Genomic DNA, 16,182 nt, shown 5'->3' on the forward strand with positions numbered 1-16,182 from the left:
CCCCTCAACTTCTGTCACCCATTCCTCGGATCATCATCCGGCCTTCCCCGTCACGTCCGGCCCCGCCGGATGCGCGCCGGCAAGCTGCCTCGCAATGCCGATGCCCTTGCCCTTCGCGAGCTGGTTGCCGAGTTGCTCCGCCAGCATCGACTTCCAGACGCTGCCGGCGGTCCCCTTGCCGAAGAGTTCCTCGGATTCCTTCGGCAGCATCGTCTCGACGAAGGTCTGGAGGATGAACGCCTCGAACTTCCGATAGACCTCGCCGGACGCTGGCGCCTTGATCACCTGCACCGGCGCCCCGTTCACCGCACCCGACTGCGCTTCGGAAACCTTCGCCGCGGATTGATCGGCACCAGCCGCCGCGGCCTTGCCGGCCTCCGCGTCCATCGTCGCGGCGAAATCGGCGGCGGATGATTTCAGCGCATCGAGCTTCGCGGTCGCCGCGCGTTGCGTCACGGGATCGGCGGCCTCGATAACGTCGAGAACGAGGTCGGGTGTCGCTGTCACGATCATGTCTTGTTCCGGCTGGCTGGCCGTGGCGTCCACTCGCGCACGGTGAGGCTTGTTCCCGTCATCTCCTCGAGCGAGCGCTTCTCCGCCTCGCGAAGCTTGTCCGCGAGCGCCGCCTTGGCGACTTCCTCGAGCTGTTTCACGCGCCGGCTCTCCGCACGAACCTGGTCGAGCTGCCGCGAAGCCTGCTCATTCACGGCGCGCGCGCCGACGCTCGTCCTGTTGAGGCGCCGCGCGATCGACGCGCTCGACGACCCCGCCGGCGGCTTGCCCTCGTTCAGCGCCCCGACCAGCCATTCCTGTTCGTCCTGCAGGCTGCGCTCCTGCTGCCGCAAGTGCGCGAGCTGCCATTCGGACAGCCGGAGCTGGAGCTTCACGAGCGAGACCATCCGACCGAGCTTGTCTGCGCGCGACCTCATGACGGTCATTCCGACAGCCAGGACGAGACGCCCAGCATGAATTGCGTCAGGAGCTCGTCGCTGGTGAGATAGAGCAGCAGGAAGCCGCCGAACAGCACGAACGGCACGGAGATGAAGTAGACGGGAATCGCCGGCGTCAGCTTGTTGATCAGGCCGACCGCGAGGTTGACGATGACCGAATAGACGATGAACGGGCTGGCGATCCGCAGCGTCAGCACGAACGCCTCCGACAGGCGGCTGACCAGCTGGTCGAGCGCCATGCTGCCGCCGAGCCTCGCACCGGGATGCCAGACGTCGTAGGAGTTCATCAGCCCGCGCAGCACCTGCCAGTGCTGGTCGGTCATGAAGAACAGCGTGGTGACGGACGCCATGATCAGCGGCACCAGAGCCGGCGCCGGATCGGTGTCGCCGATCGGCGTGCCCGGGATATTGCTGAGCCCGATCGCGCTTGCCATCACGGTCGCCATGGTTTGAAGCGCCAGGAAGAACACGCGCCCGCCGAGGCCGATAACGCTTCCGACCAGGACCTCGGTGCCGATCAGGAGTGCCAGCGTCAGCGGCGCCGCTTGGTCCGTCAGAGGTTTCAGGACCGCGATCAGGATTGGCGTCAGTGCAAACGTCGTGACGAGCGCGATGAACAGGCGGACCTGGGCCGGAACGTTGACGCTGGAATAGCCGGGCACGAACATCAGGCAGGCGCCGATCCTGCAGAACACGATGAAGGTCACCAGCACGCTGTCGGCGAGGCTGCTGATCACGATATGGCTCCGAGCGCTCTGATCTCGGCGCTGCGCGCGACCTCCACATGCGACAGGACCGGCAGTGTCGGGAACACCCGTTCCAGGATCATCCGGACATAGGGACGGGCCTCCGGGGTCACCGCCAGCACCACGCTGGTGCCGTTCTCGGTGAACTTGCGGATCGCGGCGCTGGCTTCCGTCGCGAACTGCTCGATCAGGCGCGGATCGGCGTCGAATTCGACGACGTCCCCCTTGGCGTCGCGCTTCAGGCTCTGGTGGAAGGCGAGATCCCAGCGATTGCCGAGGCGGACCACGTTGAGCACGCCGTTGTCGGAGAGGTCGCCGCAGATCTGCTGGGCAAGCCGCGTGCGGACATGCTCCGCCACCTGTTCGGAGCGCCGCACATGGGGCGCGATCTCGGCGATCGCCTCGAGGATCAGGTGGAGATTGCGGATCGACACGCGCTCGGCCAGCAGGATCTTCAGGATCGCCAGCAGGCCCGAATAGGAGATCTGTGACGGGCAGAGATCCTCGATCAGGCGCTTGTATTCGGGATCGAGCCGGTCGAGCAGCCCGCGCATGTCCTTGTAGGACAGGAGCTGGGCGAGATTCGCCCTGATCACCTCGCTCAGATGCGTGAGCAGAACCGACAGATTGTCGACCGGTTTGCAGCCCTGTCGCTTGACTTCGTCGGTGAAAGCCTCCGTCACCCACAGCGCCTTCATGCCGAAGGCGGGTTCGATCACCTCCTCGCCGGGCACGTCGGGCTTGCCGTCCTTGTCGACCAGCACCAGCACCTCGCCGAGCCTGAGCTCGCCATGCGCGACGCGGGTGTCGTGGATCCGGATCTGGTATCCCTTGGGATCGATCGACAGATTGTCGGTGAGCTTGATCTCGGGAATGACGAAGCCGTACTGCTTGGCGAACTTCTTGCGGATCTTGGCCACGCGATGGCCGAGCTCGGTGCGCGATCCCAGCAGATGGACCGAAAGATGACCGCCGAGCGCCAGCTCGATCTCGGCGGTCTTGAGCGATTCCTTGACCGATTCCTTGGCCGCGGTCTGGGCGCGCTCGTCGGCCTTGCGCGCATCCTCTTTCCGATCCCGCGCCGCCTGACGCCTGGGCAGCGTGTAGCCGACGAAGGCCATGACGCCGCCGAGCAGCACGAACGGCGCCATCGGCAGCCCCGGCATGATGGCGAGCACGAACATCATCAATGCGGCGGCCGACACCGCGCGCGGATAGCCGCTGAGCTGCCGCAGCACGGCCTGCTCCGCCGAGCCCCTGGTGCCGCCCTTGGAAACAAGCAGGCCCGCCGACAGCGACACGATCAGCGCCGGCATCTGCGACACCAGGCCGTCGCCGACAGAGAGCTTCGTATAGACGTCGGCCGCGCGCGACAGCGTCAGGCCGTGATGGGTGACGCCGATGATGATGCCGCCGAAGATGTTGATCGCGGTGATGATCAGGCCGGCGATGGCATCGCCGCGGACGAATTTCGAAGCACCGTCCATGGCGCCGAAGAACGCGCTCTCCTCTTCGAGCTCGCGGCGCCGGCGCTGGGCCTCCTTGTCGTCGATCAGGCCCGCGGACAGGTCCGCGTCGATCGCCATCTGCTTACCGGGGATGGCGTCCAGGGTGAAACGGGCGCCGACTTCCGCGATACGCGTAGCACCCTTGGTGATCACGACGAAATTCACCGTGACCAGGATCGCGAAGATGATCAGGCCGATGACGAAGTCGCCGCCCATGACGAATTTCGAGAAGCCGGCGACGACATGGCCCGCGGCCTGTTCGCCCTCCCCGCCGCGCGACAGGATCAGGCGGGTGGTCGCGACGTTGAGCGCCAGCCGCAGGATCGTTGCGATCAGCAGCACGGTCGGGAATGCGGAGAAGTCGAGCGGCCGCTGGATCCACAGCGCGACCATCAGGATCAGCGCCGACAGCGCGATCGAGAACGCGAGGCCGAGATCGATCAGGATCGGCGGTATCGGCAGGAACAGGATCGTGAGCATGGCCACGATGCCGCCCGCAAAAAAGGCATCCGCCCCGAGTCGTCGCGGGTTTGGCAGGCTAGCAGCTAACGTATCGGCCATGGGTCACCGGCAGAGGGTCCGCCCGGTAATTTGCCGTGCAAAGCTTACGCGAGGGTGGTGGCCGGTCGGCCCGCGGGATCAGAAGCCGCGCTCGATATGCGAATAGACCATCTCGGTAAAGGTGGAGAGATGCGCGCCGATGAAGGAGCCGGAGATCGCGACGACCACCAGGATGACGATGATCTTCGGAACGAAGGTCAGCGTGACCTCCTGGATCTGGGTCAGGGCCTGGATCAGTGCAATGATGGTGCCGACCAGCATCGCCGCGCCGACGGCAGGCCCCGAGGCGACGATAATGGTCCAGATCGCCGCCTGGACGATGTCGAGGGCGTCTCTCTCGTTCATGACTGGCTGATCGTGAGGCCAGGCCCGACCGCGACTTTCGTGCCGTTCTCGAGGGTCGCGACGGAGCCGTCGCTGTTGATGGAGATCGACTTGACCTTGCCTGAGAAGGTCGCTCCGGTCGCGTCGGTGAAGCTGACGGTCTTTCCGATCAGCCCGTCGGCCTGCGACAACGACTGCGAAGACAGCAGCGCATCCAGCTTGGTGTTGGTCTGCATGGCCTGCTCGACCGTCGAGAGTTGGGCGAACTGGCTCATATATTGCGAGGTATCCATCGGATTGGTCGGATCCTGGTTCTTCATCTCGGCGACGAGAAGTTGAAGAAAGGTATTGTAGTCGACGCTATTGCTCGACGTGGACGTCGTGGAGCTGGTCGAACTGGACGACTTGCTGGTGCTGTCGGTCGCGCTGGTGACGTTCATGTAGCCTCTCCGCTGTCAGGCAGCCTCGAATGGGATGTCGGTGGCGACGCCGGCCAGGATAGCCTGCTCCACCGGGAACAGCGCCCGGATCCGCTTCAGCGCCTCGAAGTAACGGGTTGCCCCGACCAGCTCGTCGATCGCGACAAGCCCGTCCAGCATCTCGCGGCTTTCGCACACCGCAACCAGGGCCGCGTGATGCTGGCCGTAGAGCGCCGAGGCATCGCGGACATCGGTGGGGTTCATCAGCATGAGCTGGACGATGAAATACAGCTGCCGCATCGCCGTGGTGGCGTCGGAGGCCTGCATGATCTGCCCCTCGAGCAGAAACATCACGTCGTTGACGAGCTCGACGGAGACCTTGCGGTCCACGCGCAGCACCGCACCGTTGATGTAGATCCGTTCGCCCGCCCGCAAGGAGATCTTCATTAAAGTGCGTCTCGGATCAGGCGGTTGATTTCGATGAGCTGCATCACGTCGCCCGACTTCTCTTCGCGAAGGCGATCCGCCTCCTTGATGACCCACAAGCCGATCGAGATGATGTCGGCGCGCAGCTTGTCCGGGAGGCCGTTCTCCGGGTGCGAGAGATCCTCGATGAAGATCGTCCACAGCCGGCGCACATAGAGCAGGCTCTGGACCAGATCCTCGAAACTAAAGGGCCCCTTCTCGATCCGCTCGAGCCGGTCGATGCCGAGGCTGAGCGCCTGTCGCTCGCGGCCTCTCTCCTGATAGCCGCTCTCTTCAACGACAGCTTCATAGGCTTCAAACGTCATCAGGACCACTCTGCGGGAAAACCGAATAGCAAGACAAAAGGAGCGAACCTTGCAATGAGCCTTGGCTCAGAGATAGTTGATGAGGCTGATCTTCTGGAGCTGCGAGGTCAGCGCCAGCGCCGTCTGGATCTGGGTCTGCAAGGTGTTGACCCGGACCGATGCCTCGGTTGGATCGACCTTCTCCATACCGACGATCTGATTGTTCAGAATGTCCTGCTGCGTCTTGAGCTTGTTCGTTGCTGAGGTGATCCGCTGCTGGACCGTGCCGACGCCGCCGCCGAGCGTGGCGAGGTCCGTGATCGCACCGCCAATGAGGCCGATGGCCTTGTCCACGACGACCTGGAACGTCTCCTGGCTGAGTTTTGCATTCCCGAGATCCGCCATCATGGTGTAGGCCTCGGCGAGCTTGCGGAAGCCGGTCTGGTTGGCGCTGACGGACGTATCGGCGACCTCGGTCGTGGAGATACGGCTTTGCATGACCTGGTCAGTGGCCGATGACCAGTTGGTATTCCAGGCCGGGCTCGCGAACTCGGCATCGAAGGTGGTGTTGAGAAAGGTCTGCATTTGGGCCGGGGTAATGCCGCTGACGCCCGCTGAAGATTGCGAGAAGCCGAAGGCCGCAAGGAAATCGGCGTCGACCTGGTTCTTGCTGGCGGAGCCCGTGGCGTAGGCGGTGATCGGCGTGTTCTGCGTGTTGATGCCCGAGAAGAGATACGAGCCATTATACGAGACGTTCAGCGCGCCGATCAGATCCTGGAGGTTGGCGGACGCAGGCGGCAGGACGATCCGCCCGCCGTTGTCGGTACTGCGGGCCGCGATCAAGTCCTTGAGGAAGTCCGTTGCGGTCGTGCCGAGCTGGGTGATCCGGGTTTGCGTCACGTCGAGGCGTCCCGAGACGAGCTCGTTGGTATCGACGAGCTGATCGGCGAAGCTCCAGTCCGCCCGCAGGGTGACGTCGCTTCCCGTCGTGGCACCAAGCTCGAGGCCAACATCGGCGAAACGGCCGGTGGTCGCCTCCTTCGACGCCTTGCTCAGCGCAGCCTGGTTGTTCGTGATCGAGGTCCTCAACGACGAAGACAGCATCAAGGTCGAGATGTAGTTCGCGCTCATCATGGCTTAATTCCCCACGGCGGCCAGCAGGCTCTGCAACATTTGGTCGACGGTCGAGATGATCTTCGACGAGGCCGAATAGGTGCGTTCGACCTGAAGCATCAAGGACATCTCGTCGTCCATGTTGACGCCGCTGACGTTGGACAGCGCCGCGGTGCTGCGGTCGAGCAGAGTCTTCTGGTAGGTGACGTTGGAGTCCGCGGTCTTGCGCTGGTTTTCGATCCAGCTCGTCGACGACGACGCGAAGTCGATCAAGCTGCCACTCGGCTTGCCTTGCGTGGTCACATCGAACGGCTGCGACGCATCCATGCCCCCGATGAGCTGCTGTAGCCGGGCCGAGTAGCCGGCGTTGCCGGCGGTGTTGTATCGGTAGGCAACGTTACCGCTGATCGCACCGTCGCGCAGCAGATTTGGATTGCCGCCCTGCGCCGGATCGACCGACGCCGCGACACTGATCAGGCCGGCAAGGCCGACCGAGACGGTGGCGCTCGCCGGTATCGCCGGCGCGCCGGGATAGGTGAAGAGACCGGGAACGTCGGGCAGCGCCGCCGCGGTCTGATCGCTCTCCCTGAATGTGTTGATCAGGCCGCGCGCGATTTCGTCGAGCTGACTCTGATAGGTGACGGAGTCCTGGTCACGCAGCTGAGCGAGGCCGGCGAGCTTACCCGACTTCAGCGGCATCACCGAATTGGCGCCGGTTACCGGCACACCGTCGATATAGACCGCATTGCCGGTGGTGCCCGCCGTATAGATGTTGGTCGCCGTGAAGCTGACCGTTCGCGCCGTCTTGTCGAACAGCACGACACCGCTATCGGTGTAAAGCGCAGCGTCGCCGTTAGCGCGGATCGACATCGAGACGCCGACCTCCTGCGACAGTTTCGAAACGATGCTGTCCCGCTGGTCGAGGTAGTCGGTGACGTCGTCACCGGCAATCGTCCCCCTCACGACCGCGTTGTTGACCTTGTCGAACTGCGTAAGGAGCTGGTTGATGTTGGCGACCGAGGTCGCCATGTCGGCGTCCGCGCCCTCACGGACCGATTGCACGGTATTGGTCGCCTGGTTGAGCGCCGTCGCCATGTCCTTGGCGGACGTGATCGCCGCCTGCGCCAGCGTGGTGTTGTCGGGGGCGTTGGCATATTGCTGCAGCGCCTTCTTCAGCGCATTGAGCTGCGCCGTCGGCGACTGGTCGAGCTCCGTATCGTCCACCGTGGCAGATGCGATCTTCTGGAGACCGTCATAGATCGCGCCCTGCTTGGCCGACGACGAGGTCGCGGTCAGGACGTTGTTGTAGAGACCTGAGCTGGCGGCGCGCTGGATCGACGCCACATAGACGCCGGCCCCGGGCAGATTGTCCAGCACGGCGATCTTGCGCGAATAGCCGGCGGCGCTGGCACCGGCGATATTGCGCGAGATCGTCGAGGACTGGATGCCCGACGCCATGAGCGAAGCGCGAGCGGAGTCGAGAGCAGCGGTAAGGGACATGATTTGCGCTTGCCCGAAATGGGCGCTGAGGAATTCAGCGCTTCAGGTTGACGACGACGTCGAGCAGATCCGCGCCGGTCTGGAACGACTTCGAGTTCGCGGTGAAGCCGCGCTGGGCCTCGATCATCCCGGTGAGCTCATCCGCGAGATCGACGTTGGAGTCTTCCAGGGCGCCGGACTGGATCGTCCCGAGTCCGCCGGTGCCGGCATTCCCGGCCTGCGCGTTGCCGGAGTTCATATTGGTCGAATAGACGTTGCCAGGCTCCGGCGTCAGATTGTCGGGGCTCGGGACGTCGGCGAGCATGATCGTGTAGAGCGTCAGCTGCTGCCCGTTCTTGAGGATGGCCGTCACGTGGCCGGCGTCGTCGACGTCGACCTTGTCGATCGCGGCGGGGGCGCTGCCGTTGACGGTTGCCTTGAAGCTGAAGTCGGTTCCGGTCTGCGTCATGTTCGACAGGTCCATGGTTACCGCCGCACCGCCGGGAACGGTGAAGGAAAGAGTCGTCGGGCTCGCCGCGGCCAGCGCGCCTTTGCCGGTTGCCGTGGTATCGAAGGTGAAGGTGGTGGCGGCGCCGACCGACGTACCCGTCGCGGAGTTATAAGCCTGGATCTGCCAGGTGTCCGAGCCGGCGGCCGTCGCAGTGTGGGACATGTAGACGTCGAGCGTAACGGCCTGGCCGATATTGTTGTAGGCCACGATCGAGCTCTTCGATGAGTACGACGCCGGGCCGGGCGGACCGGCGATCACAGCCGCTTTCGGATCCAGATTGCCGGTCGTGAGCGTCCCCGCCGTCGACGGCACGGGCACTTGCGAAACCTGGGCAATGTTGACGATCTGCATGCCGGACAGGCTGTTCTGCGAGAAATTGGTCACTTTACCGGGCTGCCCCAGAAGGTAATAGCCAGCCGCGTTGACCAGATTACCCTGGGCGTCAGGCACGAACGAGCCGGCACGCGTCAGATATTGCTGCGTGTTGTTGGCGTTCGACACTACGAAGAAGCCGTTGCCCTGGACCGCGAGGTCCGTGGTCGACGTGGTGAACTGCGTGTGTCCTGCGTCGCTGATGGCGTAGCGGACAGTCGTCTCGACGGCGCCGGAATCGTAATTGCCCGAACCGCTCTTCAGGATCAGTGACGAGAATTCCGTCGAAGCCCGCTTGTAACCGGTGGTGTTGACGTTCGCGATGTTGTCCGAGACCGTCGACAGCTTGTTGGATTGCGCGGACATGCCGGAAACGCCGGTGCGCATAACACCATACAGGCTCATGGATTGGGCTCCTTTGGTAGGTTGCAGCTACAATGAGGGTTCTTGCTTGCGCGGGGCTGATGATTGGGAACCGTGCACAACTTCGTGTTGTCAGGTCGTTTTCGGCTGACAGAACGAGCGCGCCTTGTCTGTCCACGCGCCGAAACCGCTCGAGACGAGATGAGCGACGATGTGACAGACATAGCGCTTCTGCGCCGGCTGGTTGTTGGGGCCCGCATTGTAGCGGGCGACCGCCATGGTCCAGCTTCCCTCGCGCTGTTTCAGCTCCTTCAGGAAGCGCGCGGCGTAGTCGACATTCCGGGCGGGATCGAACATCGCCCGCACCGAGGTGAACTTGTCGCCGTGGTAGTAGTGGTTGATCTGCATGCAGCCGAGGTCGATTAGCTTGATGCCCTTGGCTCGCATCGCCTCGAAATTCGCGATCGCGTCCTCCATGTCCTTGGCGAACACGGTCTGACCGTCGGCGCCGAGCGCATAAGGATAGAGCGCCCCGCGCCGTCCGGTCTCGGTGAGGCCGACGGCGTAGAGAATGCCGAGCGGGATGCCGTGCTGCTGGGCCGCACGCGCCATCTCGCGCTCGCAGGGGCGCGCGCTGTCGGCGGCCGCCTCGGCGGCGCCGGCGTTACAGATAAACAGGGCCGCGACGAATCTGCGGCGCCACGTCCTGGTCATGACGCGTCTCCTGGTTGGACTGGCGCTCCTGCCGGGCCTGTCTCGCATCGCCGTCCGATTGTCCCGACGACGTGCCGGCGCCGTCGAACGTGCCTTGCGACTGTGACGAGGGCTGTTGCTGGCCCGAGGGCTGCGGCTGCGACTGGCCGGACCCGCTCTGGAATCCGTCCAGCGAGCCGTGCTGGACGGGGGCGACGTCGGCGACGTAGCCGGCCGACTGCATCAGCTCGCGGATCGAGTCGCGCTGCTGGTCCAGCATCTGGCTCGTGTCCTTGCGCTCGGCCGCGAGGTGGACGGAGACCTCCGAGCCGACGAGGCGGAGGCGCACGGTGACATTGCCGAGCGACGGCGGCTCGAGGTTGACGGTCAGGATCTTGAGCGGCTGGTCCGGCGCATTGGTCTGGGACCCGGCGAGATCGGGGGCTGCGGACGCCGTCGGCGCCGAGGATTCCTTCAGCTCGGCGACCACCGCATTGGCGACCTGTTGCGGAGCGTTGAACTGCGCCGGGGGCAGATGGGTCTCCTGCTGGACCACGGTGACCTTGGTCGCCTCCGGCAATGCGTCCCGGGCCGAGGCCTTGACGGCGCGTTCGACATTGGCCGTGACGGCCTCGAAGCCCGATGTCGCGGGCATTGCCTTTGACGAACTCTCGTTGCCCTGCTGCGCGGCTGCCGCCTGCGAGGCCGCGGCCTGTGAGCGCGCGCCTGTCGGACCTGCCGAGAGCGGCGCGGAATCGGCGGCGGCGGCCTTCGCCATGCCCGTCGCCTGAACCTCGCCCTTCGTGGAGGAACGCCCGTCGCGCGCCGACGCATCCTTCCTGTCCCCCGCGGGCGATTGCAGCTTCACGGCCGGCACGGCGGCGAGCTCCTGTCCGACGATCGCGGCAATGCCCGGCCGGCTCGAAACGTCAGCCTTCGCGGCCTGGTCGAGCGGATCTTGCGTCTCCGACTCGTCGGACGATTTGTGACTGGACTTGGTCTCGTCGGCCGCCTCGGTGCGATCATGCACCGTCTCGTCCTTCTCGGCCGGATGCGAAAGGCGCGTGCGCAGCGTTCCCGCCTTCACGGCCGTATCGCTGCCCTCGTCTTTGAGCGCCCGTTTGGCCAGGTTCGAGACGGTGTGGAGCAGATCGTTGAACGACGAATCAGCCTGCGATTTCGTCCCGGCGCTCTTCGCCGAGCGCGACGTCCCGCGCATATTGAGACTCTCGGCGAGCCCCGAAAAAGCCTGTCCGGCGGTTCCGCTGAGCTTGGTCATGGGCGGCGATCCCTGGTGAGAAGTTCGAGTTCGCCGAGCTCCTTCCGCGCACGCGCGAGGGTCGCGGTCGACGATGCGAGATCGAGACGCGCCGGCGTGGCCGGAGGCTTGTCGGCGGTGGCGGCAGATCCGCTCGCGAACGGTTTGCGCACATCAAGCGCAAGCTGGACCGTTGCATTCAAGAGAGGAAGATCGCGCTCGGGCAGCTTCGACCGGTCGAGCGCCTTCAGCTCGGCGAGGCCGCCGTCATATTCGTCGGTGAGTACCCGCGAGGCGCCACGGAAAAAATGCGCACGCTCGCGCTCTGCCGAGGCATCGGCGCTGAGCGTCAGCGCCCGCTCGCCGGCAAGCCGGGTCACGGCCATCCGTCCACGCACCATCGCGGAGCGCGCGATCACGAGATAGAGCTTGAGGCGGCTTCCGCGATCGATCTGCTCCAGCATGGTGACGATCCGCGCAAAGCGGCGCTCGTCGAGAGCGAGGCTCGATTGCGTCAGGCCGGTGGAGAAGCGCTGCCAGAAATCGCCGGCATAGATCGAGTTGCGGTAATGGCGGATATAGGCCAGCGTCAGGAACTCGAACTTGTCGAAATCCTCGGCCTGCCCGACCAGCAGGATCTCGCGCCGCAGCGCCGCCTCCTCCACCAGCGTGCCGGGCAGGAGCAGGCGCGCATCGTCCAGACGCTCGATCGCGAGCGAGGCCTCGGTGCGAGCGAACAGCGCGCCCTGGACCAGCGCGACCTGTCCGCCCAGGCCCGACGGAATCGTCCTGGGCTTGACGTCCTTGAGCAGCTCGCGCGCTTCGTCCTGTCGGCCCTCGACATAGGCGAGCGCGCCATCGAACAGCCGTCCGTCGACATTCATCTTGTCGCGCGGCAGCTTGCGGACCAGTTGCGGGGCGCCGCCGCTGAGCAGGTAGATGACGACGGCCTGGCCGTTCTGCGCGTTGCTCCACACGCTCGCATCGGCGGCGAGAAATTTCTCGCCGATCTGCCGGATCAGCGCGATGTGGCTGCCATGCGCCGCGGTGTCGCCGTTGGCGATACCGTCCTGCACGGCCTGCAATGCGCGCACGAGCTCATAGGGCTCGCCCGATGTCGACGCCGGAGCCGGCGCCGGATCGGCCAACGCGCGTGCCGCCGCGAACGGCAGCAGCACCAGCAGGGCGGCACGGAGGAGCGGCCTGATCAAGGGCGCTTCTCCCGGATCAAGATCTCGATCCGGCGATTTTGCGCGGCCGCCGGGTCGTTCTGAAGTTTCGGCCGCCGGTCGGCGTAGCCCTCGACATGCTCGATCCGCTGCGCGTCGACGCCGGAGCGGACCAGCATGTAATAGGCCATCTGCGCACGGGCGGTCGACAGCCGCCAATTGTCGTAGGTCTCCGACTTGTACGGCCGATTGTCGGTATGGCCGCGGACGATGATCGTGCCCTGTCGTTTCATCAGCAGCGGCCCGATCTTGTCGATCACGCGGATGAGCTCGGGCCTCGGCTCGGCCGAGCCGACCGCGAACATGCCGAAGCTCGCATCGTCGGTCAGGCTGACCAGCAGACCTTCCTCGACCTGACGCACCTCGGCCGCCGGTCCGGCGCCCGCCTTGATGTCCGACAGCGCTTCCGCGATCGCGGACTGGAGCTGCTTGACGGTCGGCTGCTGCGTTTGCGCGGCGTCGCGCGGTTCGGAATCCTTCGGCGTATCGCCGGGACGCCCTTGCGCAGCGGCACTGGCCTGAGCACCCGATTGCGCGTTCGCCTGCGCGCTGCCTTCGCGCGAAGACTGCGACGGCGCCGGCCCCGGCGGCAGCAGCGGCGACAGGCTTGCGGACGAGGCATCGGCGTTCGGCGCCACGCTTCCGCCGGCGTCGTCCGTCTTGGCACGGCGCGCCTGCGGCTCGCCCTGGCCGGTCCCGGTCGCGTTGTCGCGCACGGGTGCATTCGGCTTGGGCTCGCTCTCGATGATGCGATCCGAATCCTTGGACGCCTGCGGCGCCAGCTTCCAATAGCCGGGATCGAAGGGATCGCGGTAGGCGTCGCCGCCCTTGAGGCCGTCCTCTTCCGCGGACGTCAGGGCGCCGGCGCGGCGCTGGCCCGAAGCCTGGTTCGCGCTATTGGCGATCTCGGCAAGCGTCGCATAGGGATCGCGGAACAGAACCTTCTCTTCGTAGAAGGGCGGTTTCTCGGCCGTCGGGGAGTCACCGCGCCGCTCCTCGCTCGGCCCAGCCGGCTGACGCCTGCCGTCCTGGCCCTCGAACGTCGTCGGCTCCTTCTTGGAGAGATCCTTGAGGCCCTTCGGGGCGGGTGCGTTCTCCGCGAGCTTGATCGGGTTGAAATAGCTCGCGACCACCTGCTTCTGGTCCTGGTTGAGCGCGTTGAGCAGCCACATGACCAGGAAGAACGCCATCATCGCGGTCATGAAGTCCGCATAGGCGATCTTCCATACGCCACCGTGATGGGCCTCCTCGGCGAAGGCACTGCGCCGGCGGACGATCACGAGCTCTTGCTTGACCTCCTCCATGGCGGGTTACCGGCGCGCCTCATTGAGGCGGTCGCTCCAGGCCGCGATCTTCGTCTCGATCACGGTCTGGTCGGCCACGACACGGACCTCGAAAGTCTCGGCGGCCTCGTACTCGATGCCCGTTCGCCGGGCCGTCTCGAGCTGCGTCTTCACCAGGTCGAGCAGTTCGCTAGGCCCGGTGATCTTGAACACCGGCACCGGCGAATTGCCGGTCAGCGCCGCGATTTGCTCGACCAGCGACCCGATCGCCTTGTCGCGGACCGCATCGGCGAGGAACGGCAGCAATATTCGGGCAACGGAGCTCGCAATGTTGGTCTCGATCTCGCGGCAAGCCGCCTCGAAGCCGCTCACGATCGCGACCGCCTGCTGGTCGGACCATTTGGCCCGCTCCTCGCCAAGCCGGATCGCGCTGCGCACCCGTTCCTCGGCAACCCTGGCATCGCCTTCCGCGACGCCGGCGGCATGGCCGCGCCGATAGGCATCGTCCAGGAGATTGACCGGCGGGGCTTCCGTCGCGGGCGCCGGAGGCGGCGACTGAGGCTGCGACTGGGCCTGAGGCTGCGGTTGAGATTGAGGCTCGCGCCGGACTTCCTTCGGCCTGGTCAGCACGTCCTGAATCTTGGGCGGCGGAGGCGGCGGTGACGACTTGACCCGGCCGTTCGCGTCGAACTGCGTCAGGAGTTTTCCGATTGCCGCGTTCATGCCGCCTCCTCGCGTCGCATCCAGTCTTTAAGGATCGCTGCTGCCTGCGCCTGATCGAGCCGGACGATCTGCTCCAGCCGCTTCTGCGGCGTGCGCTGCATCTTGCCTTCGAGGTCCTCGACGAGGTTGAGCTCGGGGTCCTGGCTCTCGGCCAATGCAAGGGCTGTGGCAGCTTCAAGCTCAGCAGCCTCCGCCGCCTCGGTCTGCTCCTGCGCCGCGCGGTGGGTCAGAATGCCGTTGACCGCGGGGCGAAGGCCGAACCAGACCAGCATCGAAGCCACGGCCAGGATCGTCACCGCGTTGATGACGCTGCCGAGCTGCTTGTTGATCATCTCGACGAAGCTGATCGGCGGCACCGGCGCCAGTTCGCGCGAGCCCTCGATGAAGTCGACGGCCGTGACCTGGATCTGGTCGCCGCGCTGCTTGTCCAGTCCGCCGGCCGTCGCCGCGAGCTGGCTGATCTCGGCGAGCTTGCTGTCGACGATGGCCTGATTGCTCTTGTCGCCGAGATCGGCAACGAGGCGCGCGCGGTTGACCAGCACGGCGATGAAGAGCTTCTTGACCAGATAGCCGTCGCTCACCGTCGTCGTGGTCTTGGACGACACCTCGAAATTGGTGACGTCCTCGCGACGGGTCTTGTCCTCGCTGGAGTTCTTGCTGCCGCCGGCGTTGACCTGCTGGTCGGGAAGGTTCTGTTGCACCGTGGTCGGCGTCGATCGGTCGGCGTTCTGCGACGACTCCTTCTCGCGCACGTTCCGCACGGAACGCTCGGCGCGGCTCTCCGGATCGTAGACGGTCTCGTTGGTCTGCCGCTTGTCGGTGGAGAGCTGCGGCGCGACGCTCACCTCGAAATTGTCGAGACCCAGATACGGCGTCAGCGCCTTGCGGATGTTCTCCTGAACCATCCCGCCGACCGTCTTCTGGAGGCTTGCCATCTTGGTCGGGGCAGCGGTGGCTTCGTCCTCTTCGGCCAGCAGCATCGAACCGTCGGCATCCAGCACCGTTACCTTGTCGCGGCTCATGCCGGGGATGGCGGCCGCGACGAGATGACGGATCGACTGCGCCGTACGAGCCTCGATCGCGCCGTCGGTGCGGAGCACGACCGACGCCGAGGGCGGCTGTTGCGTCGCGCGGAACGAGCCGCGCACCGGCATCACGATATGCACCCGCGCCGCTTTCACGCCCTTCATCAACTGCACCGTGCGCGCGATCTCGCCTTCGAGCGCGCGCAGTTTCGTGACTTCCTGCATGAACGAGGTCAGACCGAGCGAGCCGATCTTGTCGAACAGCTCGTAACCGGAATTGGCGCTGGTCGGCAGCCCCTTCTCGGCGAGCAGCATTCGCGCCTGCATGGTCTGGCTCGGACGCACCGAGACCGCGTCTCCGGCCGTATTGACGTCGAAGGCAATATTCTGCTCGCGCAAAGCAGCGCCCATGCGCGTCACATCTTCGCGGGAGAGGCCGGTATAGAGCGTTTCGAATTCAGGCCGGCTCAGATAATAGGCGCCGCCGACGACGGTGACGAGAACGGCAAAGCCGATCAATCCCAGGGCCATCAGGCGTCGCGGCCCAAGCTCCAGCAGATTGTTGAGCAGTTGCTGTATCTGCGCACGACTGAACAGCATATGACCTCGTACCAATGCGAACATATGGGACATTCCGCTGCCAACCTTGTCTGAAGGTTGCGCAGGAACACGAATGTGTCGGTTCGCGGGCGAGGCGTTGTAATTTTACAAGAAGTCGGGGGACGCTATCGCGAGGATCGGCAACAGGTGCACGGCCGGATGCACCGCGGTGCGATCGGCTGCGGCGTGTTACTTGAAATCTGGCGTCAGGGGATCGATTGCGGGCACATCTTGTGCCGTCATATCCGCCGTTCA

At 65.1% G+C, this 16,182-nt stretch carries 17 protein-coding genes; all 17 read right to left on the reverse strand.

The features are described 5' to 3' along the window. Window positions 1-33 precede the first annotated feature (33 nt). Complete coding sequence (locus AAFG50_RS33910; protein ID WP_028175235.1) at window positions 34-513, reverse strand: rod-binding protein; 480 nt, start codon at window positions 511-513, stop codon at window positions 34-36. Next, window positions 510-929, reverse strand: coding sequence for a hypothetical protein (locus AAFG50_RS33915; RefSeq protein ID WP_028175234.1), 420 nt, complete (start codon window positions 927-929; stop codon window positions 510-512). Before AAFG50_RS33915 ends, AAFG50_RS33910 begins: the two co-directional genes overlap by 4 nt. A gap of 5 nt (window positions 930-934) precedes the next feature. Further along, window positions 935-1,687, reverse strand: a complete 753-nt coding sequence (gene fliR, locus AAFG50_RS33920; RefSeq protein ID WP_028175233.1) for a flagellar biosynthesis protein FliR — start codon at window positions 1,685-1,687, stop codon at window positions 935-937. Then, complete coding sequence (gene flhA, locus AAFG50_RS33925) at window positions 1,684-3,765, reverse strand: flagellar biosynthesis protein FlhA (protein ID WP_028175232.1); 2,082 nt, start codon at window positions 3,763-3,765, stop codon at window positions 1,684-1,686. Before flhA ends, fliR begins: the two co-directional genes overlap by 4 nt. Window positions 3,766-3,843: 78 nt before the next feature. After that, on the reverse strand, window positions 3,844-4,110 hold the full coding sequence (fliQ, locus tag AAFG50_RS33930) for a flagellar biosynthesis protein FliQ (RefSeq protein ID WP_008130649.1): 267 nt from the start codon (window positions 4,108-4,110) through the stop codon (window positions 3,844-3,846). Further along, complete coding sequence (gene flgD, locus AAFG50_RS33935; RefSeq protein WP_011089591.1) at window positions 4,107-4,529, reverse strand: flagellar hook assembly protein FlgD; 423 nt, start codon at window positions 4,527-4,529, stop codon at window positions 4,107-4,109. The genes fliQ and flgD overlap by 4 nt, the downstream gene beginning before the upstream one ends. A 15-nt stretch (window positions 4,530-4,544) precedes the next feature. Next, a complete protein-coding gene (gene flbT, locus AAFG50_RS33940) occupies window positions 4,545-4,955 on the reverse strand; it encodes a flagellar biosynthesis repressor FlbT (protein ID WP_011089592.1) in 411 nt (136 codons plus the stop codon). Next, a complete protein-coding gene (gene flaF / locus AAFG50_RS33945) occupies window positions 4,955-5,299 on the reverse strand; it encodes a flagellar biosynthesis regulator FlaF (protein WP_028175231.1) in 345 nt (114 codons plus the stop codon). Before flaF ends, flbT begins: the two co-directional genes overlap by 1 nt. Window positions 5,300-5,365: 66 nt before the next feature. Further along, window positions 5,366-6,412 carry a flagellar hook-associated family protein gene (locus tag AAFG50_RS33950; protein ID WP_028175230.1) on the reverse strand — a complete coding sequence of 349 codons (1,047 nt, stop codon included), beginning with the start codon at window positions 6,410-6,412 and terminating at the stop codon, window positions 5,366-5,368. Window positions 6,413-6,415: 3 nt separating this feature from the next. Further along, the gene (gene flgK / locus AAFG50_RS33955) at window positions 6,416-7,891 is read right to left on the reverse strand and encodes a flagellar hook-associated protein FlgK (RefSeq protein ID WP_011089595.1); all 1,476 of its coding nucleotides are present in this window, start codon (window positions 7,889-7,891) and stop codon (window positions 6,416-6,418) included. Window positions 7,892-7,925: 34 nt separating this feature from the next. After that, window positions 7,926-9,158, reverse strand: a complete 1,233-nt coding sequence (locus AAFG50_RS33960) for a flagellar hook protein FlgE (protein ID WP_028175229.1) — start codon at window positions 9,156-9,158, stop codon at window positions 7,926-7,928. 90 nt (window positions 9,159-9,248) lie between these two features. Further along, entirely contained in the window at window positions 9,249-9,830 is a 582-nt protein-coding gene (locus tag AAFG50_RS33965) for a lytic transglycosylase domain-containing protein (protein ID WP_011089597.1), read from the reverse strand. Continuing rightward, window positions 9,781-11,088, reverse strand: coding sequence for a flagellar hook-length control protein FliK (locus AAFG50_RS33970; RefSeq protein WP_028175228.1), 1,308 nt, complete (start codon window positions 11,086-11,088; stop codon window positions 9,781-9,783). The genes AAFG50_RS33965 and AAFG50_RS33970 overlap by 50 nt, the downstream gene beginning before the upstream one ends. Beyond that, window positions 11,085-12,278, reverse strand: coding sequence for a chemotaxis protein (locus AAFG50_RS33975; protein WP_028175227.1), 1,194 nt, complete (start codon window positions 12,276-12,278; stop codon window positions 11,085-11,087). Before AAFG50_RS33975 ends, AAFG50_RS33970 begins: the two co-directional genes overlap by 4 nt. Then, window positions 12,275-13,600 carry a MotB family protein gene (locus tag AAFG50_RS33980; RefSeq protein ID WP_028175226.1) on the reverse strand — a complete coding sequence of 442 codons (1,326 nt, stop codon included), beginning with the start codon at window positions 13,598-13,600 and terminating at the stop codon, window positions 12,275-12,277. Before AAFG50_RS33980 ends, AAFG50_RS33975 begins: the two co-directional genes overlap by 4 nt. 6 nt (window positions 13,601-13,606) lie before the next feature. Then, window positions 13,607-14,302 carry a hypothetical protein gene (locus AAFG50_RS33985; protein WP_011089601.1) on the reverse strand — a complete coding sequence of 232 codons (696 nt, stop codon included), beginning with the start codon at window positions 14,300-14,302 and terminating at the stop codon, window positions 13,607-13,609. Beyond that, window positions 14,299-15,927, reverse strand: coding sequence for a flagellar basal-body MS-ring/collar protein FliF (gene fliF, locus AAFG50_RS33990; protein WP_028175225.1), 1,629 nt, complete (start codon window positions 15,925-15,927; stop codon window positions 14,299-14,301). Before fliF ends, AAFG50_RS33985 begins: the two co-directional genes overlap by 4 nt. Between the last annotated feature and the right edge of the window lie 255 nt (window positions 15,928-16,182).

Source organism: Bradyrhizobium sp. B039 (assembly GCF_038965675.1).
Classification (GTDB): Bacteria; Pseudomonadota; Alphaproteobacteria; order Rhizobiales; family Xanthobacteraceae; genus Bradyrhizobium; species Bradyrhizobium diazoefficiens.

Bases quoted from the DNA above. Each gene is read 5' to 3' on its own strand.
- flhA (WP_028175232.1), bottom strand. From the start codon at position 3,765: ATGGCCGATACGTTAGCTGCTAGCCTGCCAAACCCGCGACGACTCGGG.
- AAFG50_RS33915 (WP_028175234.1), bottom strand. From the start codon at position 929: ATGAGGTCGCGCGCAGACAAGCTCGGTCGGATGGTCTCGCTCGTGAAG.
- AAFG50_RS33910 (WP_028175235.1), bottom strand. From the start codon at position 513: ATGATCGTGACAGCGACACCCGACCTCGTTCTCGACGTTATCGAGGCC.
- flbT (WP_011089592.1), bottom strand. From the start codon at position 4,955: ATGAAGATCTCCTTGCGGGCGGGCGAACGGATCTACATCAACGGTGCG.
- AAFG50_RS33965 (WP_011089597.1), bottom strand. From the start codon at position 9,830: ATGACCAGGACGTGGCGCCGCAGATTCGTCGCGGCCCTGTTTATCTGT.
- AAFG50_RS33950 (WP_028175230.1), bottom strand. From the start codon at position 6,412: ATGATGAGCGCGAACTACATCTCGACCTTGATGCTGTCTTCGTCGTTG.
- flgD (WP_011089591.1), bottom strand. From the start codon at position 4,529: ATGAACGTCACCAGCGCGACCGACAGCACCAGCAAGTCGTCCAGTTCG.
- flgK (WP_011089595.1), bottom strand. From the start codon at position 7,891: ATGTCCCTTACCGCTGCTCTCGACTCCGCTCGCGCTTCGCTCATGGCG.
- AAFG50_RS33985 (WP_011089601.1), bottom strand. From the start codon at position 14,302: ATGAACGCGGCAATCGGAAAACTCCTGACGCAGTTCGACGCGAACGGC.
- AAFG50_RS33960 (WP_028175229.1), bottom strand. From the start codon at position 9,158: ATGAGCCTGTATGGTGTTATGCGCACCGGCGTTTCCGGCATGTCCGCG.
- AAFG50_RS33980 (WP_028175226.1), bottom strand. From the start codon at position 13,600: ATGGAGGAGGTCAAGCAAGAGCTCGTGATCGTCCGCCGGCGCAGTGCC.
- fliQ (WP_008130649.1), bottom strand. From the start codon at position 4,110: ATGAACGAGAGAGACGCCCTCGACATCGTCCAGGCGGCGATCTGGACC.
- AAFG50_RS33970 (WP_028175228.1), bottom strand. From the start codon at position 11,088: ATGACCAAGCTCAGCGGAACCGCCGGACAGGCTTTTTCGGGGCTCGCC.
- fliF (WP_028175225.1), bottom strand. From the start codon at position 15,927: ATGCTGTTCAGTCGTGCGCAGATACAGCAACTGCTCAACAATCTGCTG.
- flaF (WP_028175231.1), bottom strand. From the start codon at position 5,299: ATGACGTTTGAAGCCTATGAAGCTGTCGTTGAAGAGAGCGGCTATCAG.